The sequence below is a fragment of the Fusibacillus kribbianus genome (assembly GCF_030053595.1).
Taxonomy (GTDB): Bacteria; Bacillota; Clostridia; order Lachnospirales; family Lachnospiraceae; genus Lientehia; species Lientehia kribbiana.
In genome coordinates, this window is the sequence record NZ_JASGBQ010000011.1 from 37,273 (window position 1) to 53,574 (window position 16,302).

16 protein-coding genes are annotated in these 16,302 nt (G+C 52.3%); 1 reads left to right on the plus strand and 15 read right to left on the minus strand.

What is annotated here, in order from left to right; translation table 11 throughout:
• Positions 1–41: 41 nt before the first annotated feature.
• The 4 genes from QJ036_RS07700 to QJ036_RS07715 all read right to left on the minus strand — a co-directional run bounded on the left by QJ036_RS07700 (position 42) and on the right by QJ036_RS07715 (position 3,441).
• Positions 42–1,508 (minus strand): sensor histidine kinase, encoded by a 1,467-nt coding sequence (locus QJ036_RS07700; RefSeq protein WP_283230808.1) that lies wholly within the window; start codon positions 1,506–1,508, stop codon positions 42–44.
• Complete coding sequence (locus tag QJ036_RS07705; RefSeq protein ID WP_283230809.1) at positions 1,505–2,185, minus strand: response regulator transcription factor; 681 nt, start codon at positions 2,183–2,185, stop codon at positions 1,505–1,507. The genes QJ036_RS07700 and QJ036_RS07705 overlap by 4 nt, the downstream gene beginning before the upstream one ends.
• Positions 2,186–2,425: 240 nt before the next feature.
• Positions 2,426–2,974, minus strand: coding sequence for a DUF5662 family protein (locus QJ036_RS07710; RefSeq protein ID WP_283230810.1), 549 nt, complete (start codon positions 2,972–2,974; stop codon positions 2,426–2,428).
• The gene (locus QJ036_RS07715) at positions 2,974–3,441 is read right to left on the minus strand and encodes an Lrp/AsnC family transcriptional regulator (RefSeq protein WP_283230838.1); all 468 of its coding nucleotides are present in this window, start codon (positions 3,439–3,441) and stop codon (positions 2,974–2,976) included. The genes QJ036_RS07710 and QJ036_RS07715 overlap by 1 nt, the downstream gene beginning before the upstream one ends.
• Positions 3,442–3,624: 183 nt before the next feature.
• Between QJ036_RS07715 and QJ036_RS07720 the strand changes: the two genes are divergently transcribed.
• Positions 3,625–3,849 carry a chorion class high-cysteine HCB protein 13 gene (locus tag QJ036_RS07720; RefSeq protein ID WP_283230811.1) on the plus strand — a complete coding sequence of 75 codons (225 nt, stop codon included), beginning with the start codon at positions 3,625–3,627 and terminating at the stop codon, positions 3,847–3,849.
• A gap of 72 nt (positions 3,850–3,921) precedes the next feature.
• Here the strand turns inward: QJ036_RS07720 and QJ036_RS07725 are convergent, their stop codons facing one another.
• Genes QJ036_RS07725 through QJ036_RS07775 form a run of 11 tightly spaced genes read right to left on the minus strand, consistent with a single transcriptional unit; the run spans position 3,922 to position 16,290 of the window.
• Entirely contained in the window at positions 3,922–4,971 is a 1,050-nt protein-coding gene (locus tag QJ036_RS07725) for a peptidylprolyl isomerase (RefSeq protein ID WP_283230812.1), read from the minus strand.
• A 21-nt stretch (positions 4,972–4,992) separates the two neighbouring features.
• On the minus strand, positions 4,993–7,755 hold the full coding sequence (locus QJ036_RS07730; RefSeq protein WP_283230813.1) for an AAA family ATPase: 2,763 nt from the start codon (positions 7,753–7,755) through the stop codon (positions 4,993–4,995).
• Positions 7,752–8,888 (minus strand): exonuclease SbcCD subunit D, encoded by a 1,137-nt coding sequence (locus QJ036_RS07735; protein WP_283230814.1) that lies wholly within the window; start codon positions 8,886–8,888, stop codon positions 7,752–7,754. Before QJ036_RS07735 ends, QJ036_RS07730 begins: the two co-directional genes overlap by 4 nt.
• A 13-nt stretch (positions 8,889–8,901) precedes the next feature.
• On the minus strand, positions 8,902–9,690 hold the full coding sequence (locus QJ036_RS07740) for an HAD family hydrolase (RefSeq protein ID WP_283230815.1): 789 nt from the start codon (positions 9,688–9,690) through the stop codon (positions 8,902–8,904).
• The gene (locus tag QJ036_RS07745) at positions 9,687–10,262 is read right to left on the minus strand and encodes a Maf family protein (RefSeq protein ID WP_283230816.1); all 576 of its coding nucleotides are present in this window, start codon (positions 10,260–10,262) and stop codon (positions 9,687–9,689) included. Before QJ036_RS07745 ends, QJ036_RS07740 begins: the two co-directional genes overlap by 4 nt.
• 24 nt (positions 10,263–10,286) lie before the next feature.
• Entirely contained in the window at positions 10,287–11,135 is an 849-nt protein-coding gene (locus QJ036_RS07750; protein ID WP_283230817.1) for a pyridoxamine kinase, read from the minus strand.
• Positions 11,136–11,171: 36 nt separating this feature from the next.
• Positions 11,172–11,819: a thiamine diphosphokinase gene (locus QJ036_RS07755; RefSeq protein ID WP_283230818.1), complete on the minus strand. Its 648-nt coding sequence runs from the start codon at positions 11,817–11,819 to the stop codon at positions 11,172–11,174.
• A gap of 14 nt (positions 11,820–11,833) precedes the next feature.
• Positions 11,834–12,493 carry a ribulose-phosphate 3-epimerase gene (gene rpe, locus QJ036_RS07760; RefSeq protein WP_283230819.1) on the minus strand — a complete coding sequence of 220 codons (660 nt, stop codon included), beginning with the start codon at positions 12,491–12,493 and terminating at the stop codon, positions 11,834–11,836.
• A 13-nt stretch (positions 12,494–12,506) separates the two neighbouring features.
• On the minus strand, positions 12,507–13,385 hold the full coding sequence (gene rsgA, locus QJ036_RS07765; RefSeq protein ID WP_283230820.1) for a ribosome small subunit-dependent GTPase A: 879 nt from the start codon (positions 13,383–13,385) through the stop codon (positions 12,507–12,509).
• Between the two features lie 8 nt (positions 13,386–13,393).
• Positions 13,394–15,550, minus strand: a complete 2,157-nt coding sequence (gene pknB / locus QJ036_RS07770) for a Stk1 family PASTA domain-containing Ser/Thr kinase (protein WP_283230821.1) — start codon at positions 15,548–15,550, stop codon at positions 13,394–13,396.
• A complete protein-coding gene (locus tag QJ036_RS07775) occupies positions 15,544–16,290 on the minus strand; it encodes a Stp1/IreP family PP2C-type Ser/Thr phosphatase (protein ID WP_283230822.1) in 747 nt (248 codons plus the stop codon). Before QJ036_RS07775 ends, pknB begins: the two co-directional genes overlap by 7 nt.
• Positions 16,291–16,302: the final 12 nt, after the last annotated feature.

The following is a 16,302-nucleotide window of genomic DNA, read 5'->3' on the forward strand; positions in this document are numbered from 1 at the left end:
TATCTTCCCCATAATCTTTATTATTCAGTATAACACGGCTTCTATTTACAGTCAAACTCACAGAAGAAACTTACTCCATCTTCTTCATTTTTTACACCATAACTGCAGTTGTGGGCCTCCATGACTGCCTTCACAATGGAAAGTCCGATCCCGCTGCCGCCGTATTCTCTCGTTCTGGCCTTATCCACCTTATAAAACTTGTCCCAGATCCTTTCGATATCCCCTTCCGGAATGGGTGCCCCTGTATTCCGAACCTGGATATGAGCCCTGCTGTCCTGTTTTTCCACCGATATCAGGATTTTTTTCTCTCCCTCCAGATGATTCAGGGCATTACCCACATAGTTTCGGATCACCTCTTCCACCATATATTCATCGGCCCAGATATAAAGGCTCTTCGGGCATTTCAGGGAGACCTTCGCCTCCTTCTGTTCCAGAAGAAGCCGATAGGAATTCAAAACGCCTTCGATGACAGGGATCAGATCAAAATGCTCCATGGAAAGCTGTTCCCTGCCCGCCTCGATCTGATTCAAGGTAAGAAGCTTCTTCACCATGGTATTCATCTTGGAAGCCTCATCGATGATCACGTCGCAGTACCACTCCATGGTCTCAGGGTCGTCGTTGATCCCCTCCTTAAGTCCCTCCGCATATCCCTGTACCAGCGCAATGGGCGTTTTCAGCTCATGGGACACATTTGACAAAAACTCCCGCCGCATCTCATCAATTTTCGTTTTCTGCTCGATATCACGTTTCAGCTCCAGATTGGCCGTTTTCAACTCCAGAATAGTCTTTTCCAGCTGCTTCGACATATGGTTCATGCTCTGCCCCAGGATCTCGATCTCCCGGTTGTCATTTCCCTCATACCGGGCCGTAAAGTCCAGGCTGGCCATCCGCTCCGCAATGGAAGAAAGCTCCAGAATGGGAGCCGTCATGTTTTTCGTCAGGAACCAGACCGCCAGAATACCGGCCGCGGCCACTCCCAGGGCCACATACAGATTCAACTGGTTCACCAGGCGGACCGTCTCCTGAATACTTTGCAGGGGAACCCGCATCAGAGAAAAGCTCCCGCCCAGATAGGACGAGAACATTTCCATATAATAAGCCTGGAGATTTCCGTCATACACCTTATTGATCTGATACTTACTGGTTGCCTCCAGCCGCTCCACGCTCTGGTTTGTGCCAAAAATATAGTCAAAGAGGTTATTTCCGCTCTGAAGGGCCTCTCCGCTGCCGGAAGAATAGATCACCTTCTGGGCGGAATCCCATAAAAATATTTCAATGTTGTAATTTTCCTTGACCCTTCTGAGATACATTTTCGTATCGGCGGTTACCGTCCCGTCATTCTCCATCCGTGTCTCCAGCTCATTGTAGGCCTGAATGAGCGTATTTTTTTTCCGCTGCAGGTAATAGGGCTCCAGACACAGATTGACGGCGATCCAGCTGGCCAGAATGACCGCAGCCACCACGCCCGTCAGGATCATGGTATATTTAAATCGAATGGTGTGCTTCATTCCTTATCCACCTCGAACTTGTACCCCATTCCCCAGATGGTCTTGATATATTCGCCGCGCTTTCCCAGCTTGCTGCGAAGCTTTTTCACATGGGTGTCAATGGTCCTGGCATCTCCGAAATAATCATAATTCCACACATGGTTCAGAATATTCTCCCGGGAAAGGGCAAGCCCCTGATTTTCCACAAAATAGGTCAGAAGCTCAAATTCCTTGAAGCTCAGTTCCACCGGCTGACCGTCCACAGTCACCTGATGAGCCGCCTTGTCAAGGACGATGCCTCCCACCTCCACCGTTCCTGTCTTCACCGCCATGCTGCGTCTCAGGATCGCCTCCACCCTTGCCACCAGGATCTTGGGGCTGAAGGGCTTGGAGATGTATTCGTCCACTCCCAGCTCGAAGCCGAGAAGCTCGTCCCGCTCCTCGCTCTTTGCCGTCAGCATAATGATTGGCACCTGAGAATACTGACGGATGGTCCGGACCGCCTCATAGCCGTCCATCTTCGGCATCATCACATCCATGATGATGAGGCGGATATCCTTATCTTCCAGGAAAAGCTCCACTGCCTCCTCGCCGTCTCCGGCCTCCTCCACCATAAAATCACGTTTTACAAGAAAATCCTTCAAAAGCTTCCGCATTCTGCTTTCGTCGTCTACCACAAGAATCTTTATTTTTTCCATATCGTCCTCATTTCCGGCCGCTTCGGTGCGGCCTGTTGATTACCATATGCCGGGCTTTTATTAAAAGATACACTGTCATTTTATCAGACCCTGTTTCGTATTTCCATAGTTTTGGCAAGGAATTCACGCAAGTTTCACAGGTTCTGCCCGTATCAAGCTTTTCCAAACGCAGAAAAGCCCTCGAAGGCAGTCTCTCTCCGCTTCCAAGGGTTTTGTGTTCTGCAGACGCTATACCCAAAATCATCCTTTGGGCCAGCTTTTTCTCTTTATAATATGCTCTCTGATATATCGGAAGGTCTCCTCCTCCCCTTCTTTGGCCAGCATCACCAGAAGCACCTCCAGCTGCCTCCTGGTCTTGGGGTGGATCACCATGACCTTTCTGGTCCGCTTGTAGTATTCCAGCGGACTTTTATCCGTGTAGTTCTCCTTCAGGTATGTTTTGGATGCCGCGATCCTGTCCATAAACATTTCCAGCACATACTTCACCGGCATCTGCATCCCGGCGATCTGGTAGCCTCTGTCCATATCCACGTCAATCCAGTATTCAAAATGGTGCTTGTTGCGGCCCTTGTGATGGAGCCACGCCGAGGAATACCCCTTCGCCTCCCTCTCCGCCGCATTGGGGCTCCGATTCCCCTGATAATACTTACAGCCCACAAAGAATTCCACCGGATTATATTTGGATAAATCGTGGAGAAGCCCCTGTTTGTACATGCCCACCCGGAAGCAGTTTTTCATCACCTGCCCTTTGTGGTGATTGATAGTCCTCAAATGGTCCAGAGCCTTCATCACTCTTTCCCTCCCCGGTTTTCTTCCTCCTCATCCAGGACCTGAATCCCTCTGGGACCCACCGGTGTGGAAAAAACGATCTGGGTACTGGTCCGTCCATAGTCCTGAAGCCGTCCGATGAACTGATCAAGCTCCACAGTGCTGTTGAAGGCCACCTTGATGAGCATGGAAAACTGTCCGGTGACACAATTGCACTCCAGCACATTGGGACAGGCCTCGATAAACGGATAAAACTGACTCTTCTGCTTGGGCTGTACCTCCAGATTGATAAAGGCCATGATATGATAGCCCAGCTTTTCCACATTGATCTCCGCAGAATAGCCGGTGATGATCCCGGCTTTCTCCAGCCGCTCGATCCTGGCAGATACCGCCGGAGAAGAAAGGTAAGCCTTCTCCGCAATGACCTTGAGCGGTGTTCTCGCATTTTTCTGCAGAATATTTACGATCTGTCTGTCTATATGATCCATCATAATGTTAATACCCCCTGTGTGTTTCCACCCCTTATTATACGTCTTTCGCTTACTTTTTTCAAGCATTTATATTGATACACTTTATAAAATTAATCAAAAAGGAATCATCCTCCTCAATATGGAAACAAGGACAGACTTCAGACATATCCTATAGTGTAAACAATCTTTGGAGGATTTATCATGAGTGATCTGGCTGCAACAAACTGTGGATGTCCCAATAACGGAGGCTGCAGCTCCGGTGGAAACAACATCTTATTCCTGTTACTGATTCTCTGCCTCTGCGGTCATGGTGACTGTGACGACAACTGTGGCTTCGGCTTTGGCAGCTTCTTCGGCGGCGATGGCTGCAACAGCTGCAGCTGGCTGATCTGGATCCTGATTCTGTCCTGCTTCTGCAACCACTGAATCTTCCGTCAGTTCTGAGTCACAACACGAAAAGGGGATGCTTCGGCATCCCCTTTTCCCAGTATGATCCTCTTATTGCTGTCCGTCATTGAAATACTGATAGTAGACCTCATAAAAATCGCTGCCGGGTGTTCCGAAATCCTCCCGATAATCCAGCCTTTTCCATGCCTTCTCATTGTATTCCGCCACGATTGTCTTTACAAAGGCATCGTAGTATTCGTAAAAACGGTCTTCCTTATGCTTCCTGACCAGAGCTTCCTTGTTCTCCGCCGTTTTTGCTTCATCATAATTATTGATACATTTGATGACATGGAATCCGTAGGCCGTTTCCACCACCTCGCTGATCTGTCCGCTGCTCAAGGCAAACGCCGCCTCCTCAAACTGAGGCTCCGCCTCTCCTCTGCAAAGCTCCAGTTCAAATTCCTCTGCCTCATTTTCATTCTTTCCCAGAACGGAAAAATCTGCACCGGCCTCGGCCTGGGTCCGGATATTCTGAGCCTCCGTCCGTTTCACTTCCTTCTCCGTGCCGGAAAGTCCCTCGGTTCCCAGGAAAATCTGCTGGACCCGGATGACCCGTGCCTCATCCTCACTGATCTCCGTGGAAACATCAGCCGTCAGCTTCTCCATGAGCCGGTTGGAGATATAATAATCATGGAATACGGTCTCCGCCGCCGTCTTATCGATGGAGGTGGCCTTCCTCACCTGATCGGAAAGGCCGTTCACATAGGTTTCGGCCGCCTGGGAAATCCGGACATTTTCCTCATCGGTCAGGACCACCTCATACTTTTCTGCCATCAGTACCATACATTTCATCTTGGCCAGAAAATCCTGAAGGTTATCCCTCATGTATTCTCCGAAGGTCTTGTCCCCGATCATCACTTCCCAGATCCCGCTGCCGTATTCGTGCTCATATTTCGTTTTCTGACTGAGCATAAAGATCATGGCCTCCGGTCTTTCGCAGATCTCCTCCTCCAGACGGAAAAGCTCCGTATCCTTAAGGCCCGCAGTAAAACGGATCCCTCCCTTTTTCCCGCAGCCGCCCAGAACCGGAAGCAGCATGCACAGGATCATCCCAAGGGCCGCAGCCCGTTTCCCGATTTTTCTCACATCAAATACCTCCACACCGGCGTTTTCCTGCGATTATCATAGCACAGAAATCCGGATCGCGCTACCGCCTGTTTTCTCCTTTGTGACAATGATCTGCCTGTCGAGCCGCTCTTTCAGCTCATGCACATGGGAAATGATGCCCACAAGACGGTTTCCGCCGGCAAGTCCCGAGAGAGCTGTGATGGCCTGGTTCAGAGACTCCTCATCCAGAGAACCGAAGCCCTCGTCCACAAACATGGTATCCAGGCGGATTCCTCCGGCAGAAGCCTGAATTTCATCGGAAAGGCCAAGGGCCAGGGCCAGGGAAGCCTTGAAAGCCTCTCCTCCCGACAGCGTCTTGACGCTCCTCTCCGTTCCGTTGTAATGATCCAGAACTGACAGCTCAAGACCGCTCTGACTTTTATTGTTCTCTGCCGTTTCCTGACGCCTGAGTTCATACTGACCATCAGACATTGCCAGGAACCTCACATTGGCCCTGGCAATGATCCGGTTGAAATAATCCATCTGGACATAGGTTTCCAGCATGATCTTTTCTTTTCCGGGCAGCGTTCCTCCTGCGGTGGCCGCCAGAGCACGGACGCTCTTCCATTCCTCTTCTGCTTCCTTCAGGCGGTTTCCAAGGGAAACCATGGTCTCCTCACAGCCTCTGTTCGCAGCCAGCCTCGTCTTCACCGAAAGTCGTCGTGTTTCTGTGTCCGCCTTGTCTCCCAGAATCCGGTCCCTTTCCCTCTCATATTCCTGTTCATCGGCAGGCTCCGTCCCGTCAAGCTGAGACTCCAGAAGGCTTTTCTGTTCCAGGATTCCGGAAAGCTCCTCTTTTTTCTTCTGGTATGCTTTCTCTGCCCGACGAAGCGCTTCCTCCATGGCGGAAAGCTGCCTGTTCAGGGAAACCAGTGCCTGTACGGCCTGAGCTTCGTCCTCGCAGGTCAGCTCCCGTCTCATTTGACCGGCCTTTTCCTCCGCAGCTTTTGCCTTCGCAATCAGGCCGGAAAGCTCTTCCGCCCTCTGCTGGCTGTTCTCTGTTTCCTGCTCCAGCTGTGCCTCCAGGTTCGGAAGCATCCGTTCCAGTTCTTCCTTTCGCTCCCTCTTCCGCTCCTCCGCCTGCATTTCCGCTTCCAGAACACGAATGTAGGCAATGGTCTTTTCCAGAGCAGCCTCTGCCCTGGCCTTCGCTCCCTCCATGGAACGATCTCCGAAAAGTGAGGTCAGACGGTTTTGAATCTCCAGCTCCTTTGCTTCGGCTCTTCCCTTTGCATCACCGGAAGCCAGACTTCGCTCCCGGGCCAGCCTTGCCTGCCGATCTCTTCTCTCCTCCGCCTTTTTAAGCTCCTCCTCTGTGGGAACATGCTCTGTCCGTCCGGCCGGATGGGGATGGGACAGGGAACCGCAGACCGGACATGGCTCCCCATCCAGAAGCTGTTCTGCCAAAAGCCCGGCCTGGCCATCCAGGAAGGCCCTGTTCAGACGGGCAAAAGCTGCCGCTTCCTCCTCCGCCTTCCCGGCAGAAGCGAGATAGGCATCCCTTGCCGCTTCAAATTCTCTCCAAAGCCGTTCTGATTCCTTCAGGTCCTTCAAAAGCTCTGAAAGCCGGCCTTTCCGCTCTTTCTCCTGCGTCATCTCTCCGGAAAGCCGTGCAAGTCTTTCCCCGGCCTTCCAAAGTCCGGCCTGCTCCTCCCGGCGTGCCCGAAGCTCCACACGCAGCTTTTCCAGACGGGCGGTTCCTTTTTCCAGATCCTCCTGCTTTTTCTGAAGCTCCCTTTCGGCTTTCTCCCGTTCTTTTCTGATAGCCTCCAATTCCCGATAACGGGGAAGCTCATGTTCAAGAAGCACGCCCTGGTTTTTCTTCTGCTTCCGTTCCTCCTCCCGGCCCTGCTCTTCGGAAAGGAGCTCTTCCGCTTTTTTGAGACTCTCCCGCTTTTCCTCCAGCCGTTTCTCTGCCGTCTTAAGTGCCTCTCTGGTCCGGTTCTGCTCCTTTGCCCGTCCAAGAAGCTGATTGACGGATGACAGCCTTTCCTCCAGACCGGAAAGCGCTTCCTCCAGGACTGTTTCTTCTTCCTCATCCTGGCCAATGGTCTTTCGAAGGGCCGAAAGGATCTCCTGTGCCGGTACCTTCCGGTTCTTCACCGCCGTCCCAAAAGCCTCCTCAGATGGTCTCCACCGGATTCCATCGATGCTTTGCCAAAGGCCGGCTTCCAGTTCCCCGCACTGTTTTCCCAGATTACCCGCCAGCTCCTTAAACCGCTCCTGAAGCACATGGTAGCGCTCCGTTTCAAAAAGCTGCCGGAAAATCTGCTTCCGCTCTTCCGTGGGTGCAAACAGAAGCCGGAGGAAATCCCCCTGAGCGATCATGGCGATCCTGGAAAACTGCTCCCGATCCACTCCAAGCAGCTCTCTGACAGCAGCATTTACTTCCTTCACCTTTGTGACGATCCTGCCGTCCGGAAAAAAAAGCTCTGCGTCCGCCTTCTGAACCGTCCTGCCTCCGCCCCTTCTGGCCGGCCGTTCATACTCCGGATTTCTCCTGATCTGGTACATTTTCCCACCGTGGGCAAATGTCAGCTCCACCTCTGTGGGGGTTGCATCCCCGGCATATTTGGACCGGAGCATGGACGGCTCCCGGTTTGTCCCGCTGGCTTCCCCGTAAAGGGCAAAGGTAATGGCATCGAAAATCGTCGTTTTCCCCGCTCCCGTATCTCCGGTTATGAGATAAAGCCCCCGTTCCCCCAGCGCATCCATAGGAACCTCCGTCCTGCCGGCGTAAGGTCCGAAGGCCGAAATCACAAGCTTCACCGGTCTCATGGCTCATCCTCCCATATTTTTTCGATCAGTTCCCCGGCAAGCACCCTCTGTCTGCTGCTCATGGGTCCTCCGTTCTGCTTTTCATAAAGCTCCTCCAGAATCTCCATGGGCGTCTTTTCCTCCGGCGCCTCCGATGAAAAGGGCTGACCCGCCGTCTGCGTCCTCCTGTTGTCATAATCAAGCTTCATGAGATTGGGATAAATAACGCGGAGCCTGCCGACTGCTTCCGGAATATCCTCCTCATCCGTCAAAGTAATCTGATAATAGGCCTCCCGGTCCAGATCGCTGTAATACGATCTGGCTGTAAGGTCCAGATACGTCCCCCGAAGTTTAAAAAGCTCCCTCTTTGGTACAAGCGGCACTGTGCGGACAGAAACCTCTCCCTTATTTCCAAGCTCGGCCACAGTCACCGATTTCTCCTGTCCCGCTTCTGAGAAGGAATACTTAAGGGGAGTTCCGCAGTATCGGACCGTCTCTCTGCCGATGCACTGAGGGCCGTGGATATGGCCGAGGGCCACATAATCAAAGGGTTCAAAGACCGAAGCATCCACATTATCCAGACCGCCCACAGAAATCTCCTCCGACTCGCACCGGGATGCCCCGGTGACAAACTGATGGGTGACCAGGATATTCCTGGATTTCGGATCGAGGTTCATGGCATGTATGGCGGTTCGCAGCGCATCCGTATAGGACTCAATGCTCTCATCTTCAAAATAACGGCGCACATGGGAGGGCTTCAGAAAAGGAAGCAGATAGACATTCACACTGCCGAAGGCATCCCAAAGGACAACGGGTGCGGCAGTCCCGTCATAGACCGGTGACAGATAGATCCCGCTCTTGTCAAGGAGCCGGGAACCGAACGCGATCCGTTCCGGCGAATCATGGTTTCCGCTGATCACGAAAACCGACAGCTGCCGGCTGGAAAGCTCGTACAGAAAATCATCAAAAAGGCAGACGGCCTCAGCAGCAGGCACAGCTTTATCGTATACGTCCCCGGCAACGATCACCCCGTCCGGCCGTTCCTCATCGATGATATTCAGAATTTCCTTTAAAATATAATTCTGGTCCTCCATCATGGAAAAACCGTTGACCCGTTTTCCCAGATGGAGATCCGATAAATGGACAAATTTCACAGACTGCTCCTCCTTACAGGAGAGACTTGAGCACGGCGATCGCTCCGCCGTTTTCACAGGTATCAACCACATGGCGGGCCGCCGCCTTAACCTCAGGAATGGCATTGCCTACCGCATAGCTGTGGTATGCCTCCTTTAACATGGGAACATCATTCTGCTGATCTCCCATGGTCAGGGTTTCTTCCGGGGTCACCCCAAAATAATTCTGATACCATCTGACTGCGGTTCCCTTGCTGATGCCAAATTTAAATACATCAAGCCACATGGAGCCGGCTGTTGCCGTGGAGACAACACCCTTCCACTTTTCACAGAAGGACCGGAAGGTTTCGCCGGATCTGTGCTTTTTATCGTAAACGCTCAGCTTCACAAAATCTTCCGGCATGGCGGCAATATCTGGTACCCTTGTGATGTCCTCCTGATATCCCTCGGTCATCCACCGAAGAAGCTCCTCATCCTCCGAATCGGAGTACATGATCCCCGCTCCCGTAAAAAAGGGAACCGTATCCTTAATGGTCCGCACATCCTCAAGAAGGGTCAACAAAAGGGACTTCTCAACAGTTTCCGCAAAAAGAAGCTCCTGATAGCGTCCCATCAGTGCCCCGTTGCAGGCTGCATAATAGATCCGATCCTTGATGGGATCAAACAGCCGTTCCGTACTGATCAGGGAACGGCCGCTGTTGGCCACAAAATGAATTCCCCTGTCAATGAGGGCATTCACGGTGTCCACCAGTTCCTTCGGCAGGGTGCTGGAACCATCCTTTACCAGCGTCCCGTCTATATCTGTCATTATCAGCTTGATCATACGATCTCCTCCCTGAATTTTTTCAGCACTCCGTAAAGTCTTGCTACGGGAAGTCCCACCACATTCTGGTAATCTCCCTCGATCCGTTCCACATATACGGCAAATCTGCCCTGGATCCCATAGGCTCCCGCCTTATCCATGGGTTCTCCGGTCTTTATATAATCCCATATTTCCTCCGAAGTCATGGGAAGCACATGGACCGCTGTCCGTTCGGAAAAGGTCACGCATTCCTCAGTTCCCTTTTTTATGACTGTAACGCCTGTATAGACCCCATGCTCTCTTCCCTGAAGGCGCTCAAGCATGGAAAAGGCTTCCTCCTCATCCTTCGGTTTTCCCATGATGGTCCCATCCAGAGCCACCACCGTATCTGCACCGATGACAAGATCTCCGTCAGAAGCAAGCCCGCAGGCGGCCGAGGCCTTCTGAAAAGACAGCTCCTTTACCGCCTCTGCCGGATCGTCTGTATGAATGATCTCCTCCCCGTTTCCCGGCCTCACCTCAAAGGGAAGTCCGGTCAGGGCAAGTAACTCCCGTCTTCTGGGCGATGCAGATGCCAGAATCAATTTTCCCATTTTTCATTCTCCACTGTTCCGTCTTTATTTTAATGTCATCAAAAGCTCCTCAAAGCATACACCATCCTGTCTGGGGATCCCAAGCTCCTCTGAGCGGAGAATGCATCTTTTCACGAAATCCCCTGCCTTCTTCACGGACCTGTCAAAGGGGACACCGTTTACCGCATCCGCGGCGATGACCGAGGAGAACACGTCTCCGGTACCGGCCCGCTCCGTTCCCACCAGATGGCTTCTTAAGATTCTCGGTTCCTTTCCAGCCTCATAGACAAGATTTGCCACAAAATCTCCCTGCCGGATTCCCGTGATAACAATTTTATCCGGTCCCTCGTCATTTATTTTCTCCGCCATGGAAACAAGATCCTTCATGGTCCAGCGGCCGTCATGGTACGGTGTATCCGTCAGAATACAGGCCTCTGTCAGATTGGGAGTCAGAATGTCCGCATACTCCACCAGCCGCTTCATCTCCCGACACATGTCCTCCGTATAGGTGGCATAGGGAACGCCGTGATCTCCCATGATGGGATCCACAATGACAGTGGTTCTCTCTGTCCGAAAATCCCGGATAAAATCCCTCACAATATCGATCTGCTCCTTTGATCCCAGAAAACCGGAGCAGATTCCCTCGAATTCAAGACCCAGCCTCTTCCATTTTTCAATATACTCCGGCATTTTTGCCGTATAATCATCAAAGAAATACTCCGGATAGCCGGTGTGGTTGGAAAAAATCGAAGTAAGAACCGGACAGCACTGAACCTTCATGGCCGAGATAATGGGCAGAGCCACCGTAAGGGAACAGCGACCGAATCCGGAGATATCATTGATGACTGCGATTTTTTTCTGATTGTTGTGTGATCTGTCAATTTCCTTGCCCATATTTACTCCTTTTTGATTTTCGGATCCCGATGATTTTCAATCTCTGGACTCCACACAGACGGCGATCCCTTCGCGGATCCGGATGGTTCCCGTCTCCTCCGTCAGTTCATTGCTGATGCCCAGGCTGTTTCCCTGAACCAGGACCGCCTCGAGGAGCGGATATTTGAATCCCTCCAGGGTCACCCCACTCACCTTCTCCGTGAATGGGATCAGAGAAATGTATTTTCCCCAGGTCTCTGACCGTTTCAGTGTTTTTGGCCTTTCTAACAGATAAATGCAGTTGTATGCATCCACCATCCGGCAGAAAACGCCTTTTTTCAGTCCGTGAAGCAGGATCTGCAGATTGGCCAGCGCATGATCAAACCGACGGCCCAGGCCGCCCAGAATGGTGATCTCCGTGACGCCCTCCAGGGAAAGTCCGTAAAACAGTGCCAGTTCCGTATCGGTATAATCCTTCTCCGGTTTATGGGTCTCAAAATGGACCCCACGCTCCCGGTAAGGTGCGAGCCGTTTTGGCTCAATGGTATCAAAGTCCCCGACGATGCAGTCGGGAAAAAGCGTAAGCTCCTCCGCTGCAAGGAGGCCTCCGTCCACAGCAATCACAAAGTCCGGCCCCCAACCCTTTAAAAATCCGGCGGCAGACGCTTTGTCCACGTCACCGCCGGTTACAATCAAAACCTTCATATTGTCATCCCGTTTTATTCAAACTCTGCAAACACATCCATAAATGCCTTCGTATTGGCCGCGACATCGCCGGAAAATACCGCCGAACCGCCCACCAGTACATTGGCACCTGCCTCGATAACCTCTTTTGCATTGGAGGCCTTGATGCCGCCGTCCACCTGAATGTCGATGTCCAGTCCCCGCTCCTTCATCATCGCCCGCAGGTCGCTGACCTTTTTCAGGCAGTAGGGAATCAGCTTCTGTCCGCCGAAGCCGGGATTTACCGTCATGATCAGCACCATGTCCAGCTCGTCCAGCACATAATCCAGCGCAGACAGGGGAGTCGCCGGATTCAAAGCCACGCCTGCCTTCACACCGGCCGCCTTGATCTGCTGGATCACCCGGTCCAGATGGGTGCAGGCCTCGGCGTGAACGGTGATAATATCGGCTCCCGTTTTAGCAAAGGTCTCAATGTACCGGCCCGGATCCTGGATCATCAGATGCACATCAAACACCTTGTCGGTACAGCTTCTTATAGTCTCAATAACCGGCATACCAAAAGAAATCTGAGGCACGAACATGCCGTCCATCACATCCAGATGAATATATTCGGCACCTGCCTCCACAGTCTCCTTGATCTGTTCTCCCAGCTTTGTGAAATCCGCCGCCAGGATAGAAGGGGATAAAATCAACATATCGGTCTCCTTTTCATTTATAACGTTTTTTTGCTTTCAGCTCCTCATAGAGCTGAAGATAATTTTCATATCGTTCCCGGCTGATGCCGCCCTCCAGCACCGCCTTCTTGACTGCACAGTCCGGCTCCTTTCCATGAATGCAGCCCTGAAACCGGCATTTTCCCTCAAGAGCTTCTATTTCCGGATAATAAAACCGCAGCTCACTGCAGAGCATCCCTTCGATTTCCAGAGAGCTGAAGCCGGGCGTGTCCAGAAGATAGGTATCCTCTCCCACACAGAAAAGCTCCGTATGCCTGGTGGTATGGCGTCCACGGCCGATCTTTGCGCTGACGGTACCGGTCTCCATCTGTGCCTCCGGATTGATCAGATTCATAAGGGAGGATTTTCCCACGCCGGAGGGTCCGGCCATCACCGTGGTTTTTCCTGCCAGGAGCACGGAAAGCTCCGAAAGCCCCCTCTTTTCGTAGGTGCTCACCAGATGAGACGGATAACCGGCCTTCTCATAGATACCGGCCAGTCTTTCTGCCTCGCCGACATCCAGATCCGTCTTGCTGATGCAGACATGGCAGGGAAGCCCCTGCTGCCCCATCATAACAAGAAACCGGTCCAACAGATTCAGATTGGGGGCCGGTTCCTTTACTGCAAAGATCACAAGGGCCTGGTCCACATTGGCCGAAGCCGGACGAATCAGGCTGTTTTTCCTGGGGAATATCTCCGTGATATTCCCCAGGCTCTCCTCACTGGAAAGGACATCCACCGACACATCATCACCCACCAGAGGCTTTAATCCCTGGTTTCGGAAAATGCCCTTTGCTTTGCATTCATAGACCTTATCATGACCGTCGTGGACATAATAGAAGCCTGCAATTCCCTTTATTATTTTTCCCTTCATGGCTTAAGCTACTCTGATGCCGGCGCCTCGGTCGGCGCATCCGTCGGTGCCTCGGTCGGTGCCTCGGTCGGTGCCTCCGTGGGCGGTGTTGTCGGCGCCTCAGTCGGTCTCGGTCCCTTGCTCACATAGATCTCCACCTCTGTGCCCACATCCAGCTTTGTTCCGGCATCCACAGACGCATCAAAGACAAGTCCCTGTGCCATCTCATCGTCATAATAATATCCCGGCTTTGCGATCAGTCCCTGGGACTGGAGTCTTGCAATGGCGTCCGCCTCAGACCGTCCGATGACATCCGGCATGGAAACGGTGGTCTCCTTCTTTCCAAGGCTTACCACAAAGCTTACCTTGGTGCCTTCCTCCACGGTGCTTCCGCTCTTGACGGACTGGCTCATAACTTCGCCTTCTTCATAATCGTCGCTGTAATCCTCGGTGATGCTTCCCACCTCCAGCTTGGCATCAGAAAGCTCCTGCTTTGCACGGTTCTCGGATTTTCCGAGGAGATTGGGAACGGTGGTCGTCTTTGTCTCCGGTCCCTTGGACAGGTATACCGTAACCGTATCGCCCATGGTAGCCTTTGTGCCCAGACCGGGGCTTACCTTCGCCACCAGTCCGACCTCCTGAAGCTCGCTGAAGATCTCGCTGAATTCCGGATTGAGTCCGGCTTCATGGAGGGCCTTCATGGCCTGCTCTCTCGTCATGCCGATCAGATTCTCCGGAACCTTGGTCTCTGTGGAGCCCTTGCTCACAGTCACCTTGATGACCGTATGGCGCTTCACCGCCTGCCCCTCAGGGAACTCCTGTTCCATGATCTGACCGTCCTCGTAATCCTTGGACTCGCTGTAGGAAAGCTTCATTTCCAGATCCAGCGGAGCCAGAAGGGCTTCTGCCTCAGAAATGGTCTTGCCCAGAAGGCTCGGCATCTCTACCTCTGTTCCGTCTGATTCGGCCGTACTCTCCGTCTGATTTTTGTTTCCTCCGGAGAAATTGAAAAACCCAAAGGTCTTGCCCAGAATAAACAGGGCAAGCAGCACGATGATCACGGCAACTGCAATCCCTACGATGGTGTAAACTTTATCGGATTTGGAATTTTCTTCGTAATCGTCCTCATCTTCATCATCAGGAAGAAGGTCCTCGTCATCATAATCCAGCTGATACCGCTCCTCTTCCTCCATGTCATCATATTCGTCATAGCCTCTGTCCGCATATTCGCTGCCGCGTCCCTTTGTCGTGCCTGCTGCCATGGCACCCATGGCGGCGCCGCTCCGGATCTGATTGACCTCATCCTGGCTCATAACTCTGGTAGGACCGTTGCTGTTCACGGTATTCATGTGAACAAAGTCCTCGTTGGGGGTCATCAGAGCCCGCTTCAGATCAGCGATGAGCTCTGTGACAGTGCGGTAACGCATCTCAGGCTTCTTCTGCGTACACTTTAATACGATCTTTTCCAGGCTCACCGGAATCATCGGTTCATATTTTCTCGGCGGAACCATCTCGCCCTGAATGTGCAGAAGAGCCACCGATACGGTGGAATCCCCCTCGAAGGGCACACGTCCTGTCAGCATCTCATACATGGTAATACCAAGAGAATAAATATCACTTCTCTCGTCGCAGTAACCGCCTCTGGCCTGCTCTGGAGAAATATAATGAACCGAACCCATGGTACTGGAGGTAATGGTCTCGGTGGTAGATGCCTTCGCAATGCCGAAGTCCGTCACCTTCACCTTTCCGTCCCTGGAAATAATGATATTCTGGGGCTTGATGTCCCGATGGACAATGTGCTGCTCATGGGCAGCTTCAATGCCCTGGGCCACCTGCATGGCGATTCCGATGGTCTCCCGGATCTCCAGCTTGCCCTTCTTGGAAATATAAGTCTTGAGGGTGATTCCCTCCACCAGCTCCATGACAATATAATGGATGTCATTTTCATCGCCCACATCAAACACATGGACAATATTGGGGTGAGACAGACAGGCCGCCGCATGGGCCTCTGTCCTGAATTTTCCGATAAACGTTCTGTCGGAATTGAATTCCTGCTTAAGAACCTTGACGGCCACATCCCGGTTCAGTCTGTGGTCCTTGGCGCGGTATACATCCGACATCCCGCCGGAACCGATTTTTTCCAGGATCTCATAGCGGTCTCCCAGAAACATTCCTGCTCTTACCATTCTTTCACCTCATCGTCTGACGGACGGAACACCACAACTGCGATATTGTCCTTACCGCCATTATTATTTGCCTCTTCTATCAAATCCTCACATACTGCCCGAAGGTCCTCACGGCCCGCGGAAAGCTCCCGGATCCGCTCATCGGCAACCATATTGGAAAGGCCGTCGGAGCACATGAGCACCGTGTCTCCCGCTTCCAGATTTACTTCAAAAAAATCTGCGCATACATCCTTTCCGGCACCGATGGCCCTGGTAATGATATTTTTATGCTCGTGATAAGCCGCACTTCCCCGTTCCATCTCACCCCGCTGGATCAGTTCCTCCACAAGAGAATGATCTCTGGTGATCTGACGGATCTCCTCTTCGCTTACGACATAGAGACGGCTGTCCCCCACATTTGCCACACACAGAACCGGCCCCATGGTACATGCCGCCACAAGAGTCGTTCCCATTCCGGCCAGCTCATCCTCCTCAGAGGCTTTTTGAAGGAGCAGGCTGTTTGCCTGCCGGATGCTTTCGTTTAAAATCGTGATGGGGTTGTTTCCCTCGGCTTCCTCTACCAGTCTGACCAGATTGTCAATGGTATATTTCGATGCAAAATCTCCGGCCTGATGCCCTCCCATCCCGTCTGCCACAAGGAACAGATTGGGAATATTTCCAACCGGATAGGCTGAATAATATACTGCATCCTGATTGATCTGTCTTTTTCTCCCCCGGTCGGTCATTGCGTAGGCCTTCATGGTCTATCCTCC